Genomic DNA, 15,413 nt, shown 5'->3' on the forward strand with positions numbered 1-15,413 from the left:
GACCACGGGCTCTCGCGTGTCCGGGCCCCCGCCGCATACGCGGGCGCCGCGCGTACCCGGCTCTCCGCTGTCACCGACGTACGAGGGAAACGTGGAACCGGCGCCGGAAAGGCGCCGGTTCGCACGTCGTCTTCGTGGGGCGGTTCGTACGTCCTCCCGCGCCGGCTTCGTCGCACGCGTCCGGCTGGGTCACACCTCCGTGGTCGTCGTGCCGTCGGCGGGTGGGCAGAGGCTGATGTCGAGGCCTTGGAAGAGCACGTGCACGGTATGGCCGTAGAGCGGCGGCACGAGGTGGAACACGTGGCTGATCCAGTCCGCTTCGTCGCCGGGGAAGGTCGACAGGTGGACGTACACCTCTTGGGCCGGTTCCCCGGCCTGTGTCAGGGTGCGTTCGATGTGCGCCGTCACCATCGCCGCCAGTTCGGCCCCGACCCCTTGGACGGGGGCCGGTTCGCCCGGCTGCCAGCCGGAGGCGCGGAGGTACTCGGCGAGCTGCGGGAAGTCCTGCGGGGAGTACTCGACCGGGTTCTCCCGCGTGCCGGGCGCGGGTGCGGCGGCCTCGGGGCGGGGCGCCGGCGCGGCGCCTGGAGGGGGCGTGGCGGGCGGTCCGGTCTCGGCCCGCTTCTCCTCGGCCGCCGCGAGGGCGGCGAGCGGGTCGTCCATCGGGGTTTCGAGGTGCGGGTCGCTCCGGTGGGTGCCGGTCCACCGCCAGGTGCCGTACTGCTGCCCCAGCGCGAAGGACTCGGCCAGCGCCACCTCTCTGCCCGCCAGCCGGTAGGTGTGGGCGATCAGCGAGGCGAACTGCTCCAGTTGCTCGGTGCGGGCCCGCTGCTCCGTGGTGGGCCTGCCGGAGAAGGCCGGCCGCTGGTGGTCCACCGTCACCCGCTGGTGCGCCCACACCGCCGCCGTTGTCAGGACGTCGAGGGAGGCGTCGCGTATCCGGCTGCGCGCGACGGCCTCCTGGTCCTTGGCGGAGAGCGGGACGAGCGGGACCTCGCCGTCGGCCCAGGCGTGCTCGGTGCGGGCGCGCAGGGCGTCGAGAAAGGCGCTCTCGGTGCCCTCCGGGAAGGTGAACGGGTCGTCGCCCAGCACGGCGGCGAGGAACTCCCGTACGAAATGGGCGCCGTTGTGGCGGCTGGTGTGGTAGCTGTCCGCGTTGGCGACGGGGTCGGTGTACTGGAGGGCGAACAGGTAGCCGTCCGCGAGCCGTGCCACGTCCACCGGGAAGGCGGCGAGGATCTCGGTGGTCTGGACGTAGAGCTGCCGGGAGTGTTCGAGGAAGATCCCGCCCCTGCCCCAGTCCCACATCGTCGCGTCCGGGGCCTCCCGCACCAGCCCGAAGCGGAAGCCGACCGGTTCGGGCCGGCCCGGCAGGCGTACCGCGAGCGCGGGCCGGCCTTCGGCGCCCGCCATCACCACGACCTCGGCGGCCGGGCCGCCCTCGGTGGCCTCCTGCGCGAAGTCGGCCAGCGGGCGCAGTGCTTGTGCCACCGCCTCTAGGGGGTCGGCGACCGGGGCGCGCAGCGTGCCGTAGCGGCGTCCGAGGTCGGCGGAGAGCCGCAGCGCCTGTTCCTCGCCCGCGCCGCCGCGCCACTCGGCGGCGATCATCGTGGCGAAGTTGCCGAGCAGGGCCAGCTGGCGCTGTTGCGTCTCGGTGTGCTCGCCGATCACCAGCGGGCGCTGGTGGTCCAGGGCGAGGCGGTACTTCGCCCACTCCAGCGCCTCCCGGTCCGGCCGCCCCACCGCCTGGCTCAGCACCTCCCGGTCTTCGCTGGTGAGTTCCACGAGGTGCGGGTTGTCGGCCCAGTCGCCGCGCCGTCCGGCACGCATGGCGTCGATGAGGTCGTTGGGGCTGAGCACCTCGCTCGGCACGATGTCCGTGCCGAGCCCCGCCGCGATGAAGTCGCGGGCGAAGACGACGCAGTTGTAGGTGAGGAGGCTGTACTGGTTCTCGAAGTTGCGCTCCGCGTAGAGGTAGGCCCGGGTCAACTGCTCGGCGGTGAAGCGGAAGGTGAGCAGTACCTCGTTGGTCGGGTCGAGGAGGTCGTACTGGGTTTCCTGATGGACGGAGCCCGCCGCGAAGCCGGTGAGCACGGCCGCCGGTGAGGGCTCGCCCAAGGGGCCGAAGCCGAAGACGAGGGGCTTGGGCTCGCCGGGGAGCCGGACCGCGAGGAAGGCGTGGCCGACGTTGTAGTTCTCCCGGAACTCGGCCAGTGTCGCCGCTCCGGGCGATGCCGCGAGGACGACCTCCACCTCGTGGGGGGCGTGTCCGGCCTCCGGGGTGACGGTGGCCTGTTCCGGCTCGGTCGTGTGTGCGTCGGGCGCCTCGTGGGCGGCGCGGGTGGCGTGCTGCTGGACGTATGCCCGCAGGGGGCGCATCGCCTGCACGAAGGCGGCGAGCCCCTTCTCCTGAGCGGGGGTGAGAGGGGTGGAGGGCATCGCCGGGTGAGCGGCGGTGCCCGGGCCGGGATCGGCCGGCCGGTCGGGGACCGGGAGCGGTTCGGGCCGGCCGGCCGGCGCCCGGCGGCCGGGGTCCTGCCGGTGCGGGGCGACGGGACCCGGGCGGGCCTGCTCGGGGGCGGCGGGTGCCGGGGTGGCCTCGGGGGGCGGGGCGTAGAGGCCGGAGTCGTGCGTGCCGGAGTACGTGCCCGGGCCGTACGTGCTCGTACCGTACGTCGGGGTGTCGTAGCCGGGTGTGTCCGGGCCCGCGCCCCACAGCTCCTCGTCCTCGTCGTCCTCGACGTATTCCTCGTACGCGTCGGGTTCGTGGTGCTCGTCGTATGCGACCGCCGGAACCTCGGGCACCGAGGCGGGCGCCTCGGTCCCCTCGTTCCCGCCCTCCCTGGTCATCAGCTGCAGGAGGTCCAGGGAGGTTTCCTGCGTCTGGGACAACTCAGCTCGTCGTGCGTCGAGTTGAGTGATCATCGCCTGGGACTGGCCGCTGAACAGCTGTCCCCTGCCGACGGCGTCCCAGAGGCTCTTGAGGAGTCCCTGGGCGATGTGGTCGTCGGTCTCCGCGTGCCACACCTGGACGACGTGGTCGCCGAGCGGGGCGGAGGACGCGGCCGGCAGCGTGCCGGGCCGGGTGCTGCCGAAGGCAGCGGCGGTCTCCTGGGCGAGTGCGTCCGCCTGCGCCTCGGCGTGGGCCCTTCCGCCCCGCTGGGCCAGGAAATAGCCGACCAGATCGACGATCTGGCCGTGCAGCTGCCGGTAGGCGCCCGCCTCGGCCGAGGGGTCCTCGCTCCGTGTCGGAGGGGTGAGGTGGTGGCGCTCCACGATCCGCCGGGCCTGCTCGCGGCGGAGAGCCGTGTCCCGAGCGGTGCGGAAGTAGTCCTGGGCGTACCCGAAGCGCTCGGCCCACTCCCCCAGCGCGGCGGCCGAAGGACGTGGGTAGCGGACCACTGGGGCATCGGCCGCCGCTCCGGGGGATACGCCCGTCGGTGCGTGCGGTACGGGTCGCGCATCCGCGACGTGCGCGGCTTCCGCACCGGTCAGCAGGTACAGCGCCCGTCGCTCCAGTTCGTGGACGGCCTCGGCCGTCGTCCCGCCCTCGCCCGCCTGGCGCCACAGCCGCGCCTGGTGCACGACGTTCACCAAGGCCGTCCTGCTCGACGGGTCCTGCGCCAGGACCGTGACCGCGTCGTCGAGGCGATCCGCTCCCGTGACGGCGAACTCCCGCGGCGGCCACGCCACGCGTTCGCCCGTCATCGCCTCGTGGAGCTGCGCCAGGTCCCCCATCACCTGTGCCCAGGTGCTCGCGACCTGCGGCCAGCGCAGACCGTCGCTCTGGAAGACGACGTTGGAGGCGAACCGCGTGAGCCGTGCCCCGAACGTGTGCAGGACGCGGGCGGCGTCCGCTCGTTGCCGCTCGTCGCCGTACGGTCGCGGGTTCCGTCCGGCCGTAGTGGCGCCGTCCGGGCGCGGGGCGAGTGCGCGACGCACCTGGTCGGCGACATCGTCCTGCCACAGCGACCAGTCGGCGCCGCCGTGGCGGCGGCGGAAGGCGTCGAGCCGGTCCGTACCGCGCACCAGCCGTGCCACGGTGTCCGCGACACCGCCGTCCGCGGCCAGCTGGCGGTGCAGGGCGACGGGCGAGCCCGTCACCGCCGGACGGCGGGCCGCGGCGCGGTGGCGGATCTGCGCGCGCGTCTTGACCTGTTCGTACATCGCGCGCGCCTCGGCGATGCTCTGCACCTCGGGGAACTCGCGCACCTCGATGAGCACCTTGCCGTTGTCCGGCTCGGGGAAGGAGGTGTGGATCTCCAGAGCGCGCTGCGGCACATCCTTGCGCGGTACGAGACGGATGAAGGACTTCAGGTAGTCGGAGGCGGAGACGGTGTCGCTGAACGGGGCGTCCAGCGGGTTCCATGCTGCCCCGTGGCCCGTGCCGAGGCGCGCGTACTCGGTGAACTTCTCCAGCACCCAGCGGTGGTGACCGTCCAGGAATTCGAGCGCGCGCCGGGTGAGCTGCTGGGACAGCGTGAGCGGGTCGTGCCGGGACGCGGCGACCAGGTAGCTCTTGAACCAGCGTTTGGGCTCGCGTCGCCCGACGATGTCGGACATCATCCGCACCGCCGTCATGGCCTGGGTGAACACCAGGGCCAGCAGACCGACGAGGGAGCGGTACTCGGTGTCGTCGAAGAGGTGCCAGACGAGGTCGGGGTCCACGTCCTCCAGGCCGTGCGTCGTGGCGAGGAAGCGGGCGGCGATCTCCTTCGCGAACGCGGCCCCGTGTTCCACGTCCTGTCCCGCGGTGGGCGGTGCGTCGCTGCCCATGAACCGCGCGTCCTCCAGCCAGGGCAGCAGCTCCGAGGGGTGGATGCCGACCGTCCACTGCGCGGAGATGTCGGAGGCCCCGCCGTTCAGGACGAACTGTGCGTCGTGGTGAACGGTGTAGCCGCTGCCGTGGGGGAAGAGGCTGTTGAGGCTCGCGTTCTCGGTCAGGGCGCCCATCGTCGACGTGACGGAGGACCAGAAGGACTGCTCCGTGACACCGGCCGGGTCGCCGTTGAAGGTGATGGGCAGGCCGACCAGCTCCAGGAACGCTTCGCTGTCCTGGGTCAGTTGCTCGGTGACCAGTCTGAGGTCCTTGTTCCGCGCCAGCACGAGGCCGTGGCCGGAAGCGCCGGACAGCCTGAGCCCCCAGGAGGTCTCGAACTCGGCTCCGACCATGCCGTAGTCGACCACGGTGTTCGCGGGGACCGGCAGCTCGGCCGGGGGCTGCTCGTGGCGCTGCGCCGGCTCGGCCGGGGGCTGCTCGTGGGGCCGTACCGACTCCGGCGTTCGCACGCGCGGCGACAGGGCCGTGGACGTCCGCACCGTGGAACGGCGTGCGTCGTTCAGCATCTGGCTGAGCTGCGCGCGGCTCGCCTCGTCGACCGCTCCTCCGCCCCGATTCGGCCGGGAGGGTCGTACCGGCGGCGCAGTCTGGGCCGCGGAGGCGGTGGTGGCAGCGGCAGGGGCGGCGGGTGTGGTGGGGGTGGCGGGCAGCGGGCGCGGGGGTACGGGCGGTAGAGCCCGGGGCGGGGCGGGAGCGGGCGCTGGTCGCGGGGTGGGAGCGGGTGCTGGTCGCTGCGCGTGCGGGGGGCGCGCGGCCGGGGCCTGGGGGTGCTGGGTGCTCTGCGTGGCGGAGGGGACGGGCTGCTGGGGTACGGGCGGGGCGGGAAGTGCGCGGCGAGGTCCGTCGGGGACGCGACCGCGCAGCATGTCGAAGCGCGTGCGCTGGGGGGCGGACATGTGGCCGGACCACTGGGAGAGGTTTTGCACCAGGCTTCGCAGGTGGCGCTGCGACATGCCGGATTCGAGTCCTTGGGCCAGCGCTCCGAGGGTGCCGTCGATCAGCGCCGTGTCGCCCGCCGCGGTCCACACCTGGATGACGTCGGGGGTGTCCGCCACGGGGGGCGGGGTCGGCGTCGGAGCCGGTACCAGGTCCGGTGTGGTCTTGGCGAGAGCGTCAAGGAGGAGCGTGTAGCTCTGCGTCTGCGCCGCGTCCATGCCCGGGACTCGCGCGGCCAGCCACTCCAGCGTCCCTCTCTCCCGAAGCGTGCGGACGCCGCCGTCGGCCAAGGCGACCCACGCCTCGGCGAGCGTGGCGGTGACGTCCGGTTCGTGGGCGGGCGCGGGCGCTTGCGTCGCGGTGTGCGGCTCCTGCGGTTCCTGCGGCTCCGTGACGGGTCCCTGCACGTTCGGCCGTACCGCCCCGGGGGTACGTGCCGCCTGGTCGAGCTGCGCGCGTACGGTGCGCCGCAGCGTGCGGTGGAGCCGTACGAGGCGGTGCTCCTGCTCGGCGGTGAACCGCGAGCGGTGCTTGCTGAGCCATTCGGCCCGGCGGAGCGTGTCCGGGGTCACCGCACCGCCCGCGCCCGCCGCGCGCTCGACGTCGCCGAGGTGCGTGGCGATCTGCTCCCGTATCGGTGTACCGTCGCCCGCCGCGTTCAGCGACCGCACCGTGCGCACCGCGTCGGCCAGCCTCTCGGCGTCACCGCTCGCCAGCGCGTCCGCCACGAACCGAATGGCCAGCTCGATCTGCCGACGCCGGGAGTCCCCGGCCGACGAGGCGCCGAGGAAGCGCGGGAACTCGAAGCCCTCAGCGGCCATGTGTGCCATCGCCTCGGACGTGCGCGCGTCCGGCACCCCCGCGAGCACCTGCGGGGATTCGGCCGCCGGAGCCTCCGGGTTCTCGGGCCGCGGCACGCGGGACCGCCACGAGGACAGATCCCTGGCGATGGAGAGCAGGTCGGGCCCGGGGCCGGTGGAGGGCTCGGGGAGCGGGGGCTCCGCGAGCGGCGGCCCCGCGGGAGCCGTGGCGGGTTCTTCGGAGGTCTGGGGTACGGGCTGATCGTCAGCGGAAATTGACTGTGTGAAGGTGGAGTTGGCGGCGGATTCGGGCTCGCTCCCAGGCTTGGACTCGGGCTCGGGCTGGGAGTCGGGCCGGGGTTCGGGCTCCTGCCGGGACTCGGACTCGGTCACCGGCTCGGACTCGGGCTCGCGCCGGGGTTCAGGCTTCGGCGCGTCGTCGGGATGGGCCGCCCGGTACAGCTCCCTGGACAGGTTCGCGTGGATGACCGCGTCGGAGATCGAGAAGCTTTCCAGCTCCTCCGGTGTCATCAGGTCCCTGTGGGCACGCAGCCACAGGATCACCTTCAGCGCGCGCGGGGTCACCTTCGCGTCCGCCTGGGCACGCGGTCGCAGCCCCGGCACCCACCTGGAGACGCGTGCGCGCGGGTCGTGGCCGGTGTGGTCGCCGATGGGCAGCGCGGAGACGGCGATCGCCCGCGCGCGGTCCGCCTTCCCGGCCGCGTGCGCCTTGGCCACCTCGGTGAGGACGAAGTAGTCGTGGCGCAGTGCCTCCAGCGCCCGGGCGCCGAGGCCCTTGCCCGCCGCGTCGTGGAACACGTATCCCGCGCCGGTCAGAGTCGTGGCCGCCTTGACCGCGTCGGCGTTGGAGACCCCCGGGTAGAACTGCCGCTCCGGGGGAGACGGACGTGACGGACGGGGAACGCGCACCGGCCCTGGCCCCGTACGCGGTGTCTGGGCCAGGATGAGCTGCGAGGGCACGATCCGCTGGAGGGCGTGGTGCATCCGTACGAGTCTGAGCTCCTGCTCCCCCGTCATCCGGGACCGGTGCGCGCCGAGCCGGCCGACCCGGTGAAGCATGGCGGGAGTCACGACCAGGCCCGCGCCGATCTCCCATTCGAGATCGTCCAGCTCGGCGGCGATCCGCCGCGGCGTGCCGAAACCCTCCGGGGACAGGGGTTTGACGGCGCCCAGCGCCTCGGTGACCCATGCGGAATCGCCGCTCTCCAGCGCGTCCGCGACGTAGCGTACGGAGGTCTCCACCTGCCTGCGCAGGGAATCCCCCGCCGGTGAATCGCCCAACACACGCGGGAACTCGAAGCCTTCGTCCGCCATACGGCGCATCGCGTCCCGCGTGTGCTGGTCCGCCTGGCCCGGGAGCAACGTGTCCGACTGCGGCGTCACACCTTCCGCTCCTTCGGTGTGCTGTGGGTTGTCCCCGATCTCCGGGTTGTGCGTCTTCTTCGCGTTCTCGGCACCCTTGACGCGGCTGCGCCACGAGGCGAGGTCCTTCGCGATCGCGCCGAGATCGAGCGCCGCCGGGTCCACCGGGTCCGTGGGGCCCATCGGCTCCGCCGAGTGCGGTTCGGGGACCGTCGTCGTCCTTGCGGGCTCGGTCGCGGAGGCGGCCCTCCCCGGCCGGCCGTGCCCGGCGGGCCCGGACAACCACCCGGAATCGGCGGCGCGGCCTTCCTCGGGATGAGCCAGGCGGTGCAGCTCGTCACGGAGGTGAGCGGTGATGAGCTCTCGGGTGGTCTTGAAGGTCTCCTGTTGTTCCTTGCTCATCAGATGGGTGCGCGTGCGCGTCCACTTCAGGGTCATGAGCATCCGGGGGGTCACCTTGACACCTTGCCGGGCCCGCCACCTCAACGCCTCCGCGAACTGGGTGACGAGTGTGCCCTCGTCACGGCCCACGTGGTCGCTGACCGGAAGGGCCGAGACGGCGACCGTACGGGCCGCCTCCTCGCCGCTGTGCGCGTAGGTCCGGGCGACGTCGGAGATGATGAGCTGCTCGTGCTGCCACTCCTCCACGGCCGAGGGACCAGGGAGCCCGTCGCGGCCGGGGCGCGGGCCGTCGTGGAAGACGTAGCCGACGTCGTCGAGGACGGCGATCGCGCGGGCGGCATGCCTGTTCGGTACGCCGGGGACGTAGTTCCGCTGCGGGCCCCCGGCGGGGCGGGGGCTCAGGACCAGCCGGGGTTGCGTTCCCCTTCCCGGGTCCCTCGCGAGGGCGAGTTGCAGGGTGATGGACTGGTGAAGGCTCCGCTCGATCTGATGGAGCCGCAGCTCCTGCTCGTCGGTCATCCACGAGCGCTGATCGTCCAGCCAGTTGACCCGGCGCAGGATGTCCGGGGTGACCGTGCCGCGCTGCGCCAGCTCCGTCTCCAGGTTCTCCATGTGCTGATCGACCTGCGCCTCGGGGGTACTGCCGTGCGAGGTCAGTGGACGGGTCGCGCGCAGTACCGACGTCAGGTTTCCCGCGTCGCGGGTGGCGAGCGCGTCGACGACCGCGCGGACGATGACCTCCTGCTGCCCCCGCACGGCATCGGTAACGGTGCCGGGCCCGCGCGGGAACTCGTGGCCGTGCGAGGCCAGCACATCCATGGCGAGCAACGTGTCCTCGTCCCGCACACCCGCGAGGAACGGCTGCGGCTCGTCGGGGGTCGCGGACGCGCGCGGCGGGAAGAGGTCCTTCGCGATCTGGTGCAGATCGGCCGCCGAGCCGGGTTCGTACGTCACGGCGGGGGGCGCGGACCGGGGCGCGGCGGTTTCCGCGGGTGCGGGCTGTGTGGGTGTGGGCTGTGTGGATACGTGGTCGGTCGGTGCGGGCTCCGTGCGCGCGGGGGCGGTTCCGGTGGTCGTGGCGCTTGTCGTCCCGGGCTCGGCCGCGGGGGCGGGTTCCTTGGCGGCAGCGGTCGTCCCGGGGACCTCATGGTGAGCGGCGGCGTTCAGCTCGCTGCTGATGTTGGCGGAGATCACCGCTTTCCAGACCTCAAGACTCTTCCGCTGTGGGGAGGTCAGCTCCTGCGCCCCGAGCCAGTCGAGAACGGAGAGCGCACGCGGGGTGACCTTCACCCCGGGCTGGGCACGCTGCTCGATCTTCGCGGTCCAGTTCGCGACGAGTGTCTTGTTGTCGCGGCTCTCGTCGTCGCGGACCGGCAGCGCGGAGAGCGCCGCCTTACGGGCCGCCTTGGCACCGCCGTGCGCGTACGCCCTGGCCACATGGGTGACGACGAGATCGTCGCGCTGCTGCGCCGCGTGCGTGACGGCATCGGCACTGAGCCCCTGGGGGCGCGGACGCATCCCTCCACGGAAGGCGTAGCCGACCTCCTGGAGGTGGTCGATGGCGATGTCCGCGTGGGCATCGGGCACACCTGGGTAACGGTGCTCGCTCGGGGGCTCGCTGACGACGGTTTCGCTCGCGGGCGGGCTGGCCGTCGCGGTGTCACCGGCGGAGCGGGCGGGAGGCCGGGGTGCGTCGTGCGGTGCGATGTGGTCGGGGGTCTGCGGTGCGGGGGCGGGGGCTTCCGGTGTGGGTGCGGGAGCATCCGGCTTGGGGGCGGGGGTGGCTGACTCGGTGTTCGTGTCGGTGGCGGTGGGTGACGCGGTGGTCGTTTCGGTGGCGGTGGGTGACGCGGTGGTCGTTTCGGTACGGGTGGGTGACGCGGGCGCGGGGGCCTGCGGGGTGTCGCGCGAGGGGACGGGCTCGGTGACGGTCTCGGCTGGGACGGGCTCGACGGTGCGCGGGGTGGGCGTCTCGGTGATCGCCCCGGTACGGGAGGGTGACATGGGCGCGGACGTGTGCGCCTCTCCTCCGGGCAGGACGGACTCGGTGACCGTCTCCGTGCGGGTGGGCTCCGCCGTGTGCGGCGCGATCTGCCCGGGTGCCTGCGGCTCGTGGTGGCGCACGGGTGGAGCCATCTTCAGACGCCGGGGCGGCTTCGAGACCAGTGCGGGTGTGTAGTCGTCGGAGGAGCGGGCCGGGCGCGAGTTGCCCCCCGTACCAGTGGCGCTTCCGTAGTCCTGCCCGGCGTGCCCGGCGGAACTACCCCCCGGACCCGGATCGCCCGTGTACGCGCCCGGATCACCCGTGTACGCGTCTGGTTCACCCGTCGCCGTACCCGTGAAGCCGTGAGTCGGGTTCCCGCCCTGGGCCGAGTACGCGTCCGCGTTCACGGGTGCGCCGGGGCGTGTGGCCCCGACGGAGGTGGCCTCGGTCTCGGTCCGTAGGGACGTGCTGGGCCGCGCGGACGAGCGCGCGGGCCGGCCGGTGACGACGGAGCGCGTGCCGGTACCGGTGGTGGCGGTGGCTTCGGTGGCCGTGTCGGTGCGGGTGTTGGTCTCCGTAGCGGTGTCGGTGCGGGTGTTGGTCACCGTGGCCGTGTCCATACGGGTGTTGGTCGTCGCGGCCGTCTCCGTACGAACGTTGGTCCTCGCGGCCGTGTCCGTACGGGTAGCGGTGGCCGGGGTAACGGGAGCCTTGTCGGCGGTCTCGGCGCCCGCGCCCGTGGTGGCGGATTGCTCGCCGGACTTCGCGTCCGTGCCGTGGGCGGTCGTACCGGCGGAGCCCGTACCGGACTGGGCCTCGGGGCCCGTACCCGTCCTGGCGGCCTCACCGGAGTCGGCGCCCGATCCGGTAGCCGTACCGGAACCCTCGCCCGACTCCGCCCCGATACCCGTACCGGAGCCCTCGCCGGACTTGCCGCCCGTCTCCGCATGACCGCCGCCCGAAGACTGGCTCGGGCCATTCGCCGGCCCGGCCGAGTCCTCGCCGGACTTGCCCACCGCTGCCGAGTGGCCGCCGCCGGACACCTGGCCCGGTTCATTCTCCGAGCGGGCTCCGCCCGAACCGGCGGGGGCGGAGGAGGCTCCCGCGGTCCCGGACGGTGCGGTGTCACCGGCGGCCTCGCCGGGATGGAGTAGTTCGGTCGTCGTGGCGGACGCCTGGTTGCCGGAGCCGTTGTTGCTCCGGGACCAGGGATTGCTGGGGTCGTGGGCGCTGTTCCACTCCTGGCCGCCGCCGATGTCCTCGATGGTACGGATGTTGCCGCCGCTCCGGCCGGGGCGCGAGGGCGGCTTGGGCGCGGAGTGGCCGCCGCCACCGCCGCCGGACGAGGCGTAGTGGCCGCCGTTCGCGGCGGCCTCCGCCTCCTTGGCCCGGATGGTGTCGAGGCTGCCGAACTTGTGGCTGCCGGTGAGCCCGTTCTGCGGCTTGGAGGCAGACGTCCCCCGACCGGCACCGGACTGCGCCGCATTCCCGCCGGGCGTCTGGCGTGCCTTCAGGTCGCCGAAGCCGACGATGTTGGCGCCGGTGTTCGCCCTCGGCTGCTTGGCGCCGGGGGCGGTCCCCTTGCCTGCATTTCCGCTGGACGTCTGGCGCGTGTTCAGGTCGCCGAAGCCGACGATGTTGGCACCCGTGTTCGTCCTCGGCCGGTGCCCGGCGCCGGGAGCAGCTCCCTTGCCGGTGCCGGTGCCGGTGCCCGGGCGGTCCGGGGCGAGGAGGCCGGGGTCGAGCTTGCCGGTGCCGAGTACAGTGCCGGGGCTGCTGAACGGCTTCACCGGCTTTTTCGGCGCGCGTTCTCCGAGGGAGCCGCCCGCAGCGGACACGTGTGACGTGCCGCTGTCCTGGCCTGAGGCCCAGGCGGAGAGCAGCGGATCATGAGCGCCCTCCTCCCCCACGACAGCTCCCTTGTCCGAGAACGGTACGAAGGGTTTGGCGGGCGCTTTGCCGTCGTCCTTGGGCCGCCCGGAGGACAGGACGGGCTTCCCCTCCTCCTTGCGCGTGGCCGGTTCGGGCGCGGAACGCTTTTCCCCGGGACGGTGCGAGGCGGAGCCGTCCCCGGCCGGGTCCCCGGCGGGGCGGTCCGCCGCAGGGGCCTTTGCCGCCGGACCCGTATCCCGGTCCCCACCCGGGCGCGCGGCAGGTGCCTCCTGCGACACCTCACGGGCAGGACGCGCGGCGCCCACATCGGCACCCCGCGCAGGCGCTTCTCCCCTCCCCACCTGCGGTACGGAACCGCCATCAGCCCCGCCCTCAGCGGGGCGGCCCGGCACAGGTGTCTCCACGTCCCGGCCCGCACCCGGACGCATGCCAGGCGCCGCCCGCTGCGTCTCCTCGCCAGCCGGACGCACGCCCCCCGCACCCACCGTCCGTACCTCGCCCCGCTCGCCCTGGGGACCAGCCGGCCGGTACTCGCCGGTCTCGCCCCGGGGGCGCGTCACGCTCGGCTCGGCGCCGGGGGCGTGGGTGCCGGGCTGGTGAGCCTCCCCGCCGCGAACCGCGCCCGTGCCGCGTATCGCACCCGTGGTCTGTCCGTCCGCCGCGTTCCCGCCGCGCGCGGGACCGTTGTCTCGTGCGGGACCATTGCCTCGCGCGGGACCGTTCTGCTGGGCAGCGCTTCCCTGCGACCGCTCGCCGCGAGCTGCCGGGCCCTGGGGGGCGGTCCGCGTGGCCCCGGACCCGTCGCGGGCGGCGCGGGGCTCGCCGGCGCCGGAACGTACCGCCGTGTTGTCGGGGACGCGCGCGGGCTCGCCCCCGGTTGTCGGTCGCGTGGGCCCCTCGTCCGCGACGGGCCGTACGGGCGCGCTGTCCCGCGCGGGAGGTGCCACCTCGCCCTCGTGCGTCGTCGTGGCCGGTGGCGTGGTCGGTGTCCGCGAGGGCTGGGCCTCGGGGTGCGGGCCGCCCGCCGAGGTGGGGGCGGTGTCGTCCTTCATGGGTCCGGCGGCCGGGTCGGTGGGAGCGGCGGACGGCTGCGGCACGTCCTCGGCGGAGGTGGACGCAGGTGTGGTCGGGCCCTCGTGCACGGGTGCGGGGGCGGAGCCCTCCGGCGCGAGGGGGCTTACGTGGTCGGGGCCGCCGAGCCTGGTGCCCTCCGCGAAGAACGGGTCCGTCTTCTCGCCGCCATGGGTGATGGCGGTGTGGTCTCCCTCGTAGTACCAAGTCCCGGAGCCGGGCGTCATCTTCTCGCCACGCGCGATCTCGCCCAGCCGCTCTTGCCGCTGGCCCCGCCAGGCGGGCGGCTGTTCGCCCCCCACCGGCTCCGTGGCCAAGTGCTCCTCCGGGGACGGGACTTCGCCGGCGCCCTCCCCCGAGCCCGGACCGTCCACATTCTTCACGCCCACGCCCTCGGCGGGAGCGTCGCCGGCCCCCCGGGCCGGAGCGGCCGGCTCCGCGCCGCCGAGCCGAGTCCCCTCGTCCCCGAACGCGGCAATCCCCTCGCCATCCTTCGTGAGCGCCGTACTGGGCGCCTCGAACCACGCACCACGACCCTGCCCACGCACCCCACCCCCACGAACCGCTTCATACCGCGCCACCACATCCGGCCCGTACGACGGCGGCCTCATCCGGAACGACTCCCCCTCATCCACCGAACCAGGACGGACAGACGTGCTCTCGCCCCCCACCGACTCCGTGACCGAGTGCTCCTGCGGGGCCGGGGCCTCGTCGGCGCCCTCGCCCGACACCGGACCGTCCACATCCTTCACGCCCGCACTCTCACCGGGAGCGTCGCCGGCCCCCCGGGCCGGAGCGGCCGGCTCCGCGCCGCCGAGCCGAATCCCCTCGTCCCCGAACGCGGCAATCCCCTCGCCATCCTTCGTGAGCGCCGTACTGGGCGCCTCGAACCACGCACCACGACCCTGCCCACGCACCCCACCCCCACGAACCGCTTCATACCGCGCCACCACATCCGGCCCGTACGACGGCGGCCTCATCCGGAACGACTCCCCCTCATCCACCGAACCAGAGCGGACGGACGTGCTCTCGGCCCCCGCTTCGGTGGTCGCCGGGCCGTGTCCCGGCGTGGGTGCGGTCTCGGCGCCGGGCTCCGGCTCCCCCTTGCCCGCACGGGTCGAGACAGGGGTCTCCACCGAGCCGTCCGCGCCCGTGTTCTTGCCCTTGCCCCCTGCGTTGTCCCTTGCGGCGGAGCCGGCCCCGGCCTCCGGGCCCGAGGTGGAGGGCTCCGCGGACACCTCAGGAGCGCGTGCGGCGTCCGAGCCGGGCCCCGACTCGCCCTTCCCGGCGGCCGGTTCGGGGCGTACGGAGTTCTGTGGGCGGAGCTCGCCCCGTGCGATCTCGCCCAGGCGGCGCTTGCGCGTCACGTGGGTCGGCTCGCCCTTGCCGGAGCCGGACGAGGCAGAAGTCCCCCCGCCCGCGTTGTCCCTGACACCGGAACCGGCTCCCGGCGCGGACGGCTCCGCCGCCGCCTTCGCGGGGTCCGGCACCGGCCCGTCCCCGGTACCACGGACCTCCGAGGCCGGTACGCCCTCGGGGCCCGCCCCCGGCGTGACCGCCGCCGGTTCCGCCCTCGCGGGCACCGGTCCCGCGGGCGCGGTGTCCTTCGCCGCGAGTTGCTCGCGGGCGATCTGCTCTAGCCGCTGCTTACGGATGACCTGCCACGGCTCGCTCCCGCCCTTGCCCGCGTCGGTGCCGGACTTCGCCACTGCCGGGCCGTGGCTGTCGGACCCGGTGCGGGCCGGGCCCGCGTCGGGACCGGCCAGCGGTCGGGCTCCGGGCTCCGCCTCCAGCCCGGCCCCCGTACGCCCACCGCCGGACGCCGGGGCGGAACCCGTCACGGGACCCGCCGTCTGCGGGTCTTGGGACACCGGACCGCCGCCCGCGACCCCCTCCGGCTCCGCGCCACGGAGCGTGCCCCCACCCTCCGCCACCGGGCGGGCCCCCGCCTCCGCCCCGGCCCCCGTACGCCCACCGCCGGACGCCGGGGCGGAACCCGTCACGGGACCCGCCGTCTGCGGGTCTTGGGACACCGGACCGCCGCCCGCGACCCCCTCCGGCTCCGCGCCACGGAGCGTGCCCCCACCCTCCGCCACCGGGCGGG

1 protein-coding gene is annotated in these 15,413 nt (G+C 74.0%); it reads right to left on the minus strand.

Annotated elements, in window-relative coordinates; genetic code table 11:
* Positions 1-189: 189 nt before the first annotated feature.
* Positions 190-13,626: a hypothetical protein gene (locus G3I42_RS08555; protein ID WP_164283939.1), complete on the minus strand. Its 13,437-nt coding sequence runs from the start codon at positions 13,624-13,626 to the stop codon at positions 190-192.
* Positions 13,627-15,413 lie beyond the last annotated feature (1,787 nt).

Source organism: Streptomyces sp. SID11385, assembly GCF_010548245.1.
Taxonomy (GTDB): Bacteria; Actinomycetota; Actinomycetes; order Streptomycetales; family Streptomycetaceae; genus Streptomyces.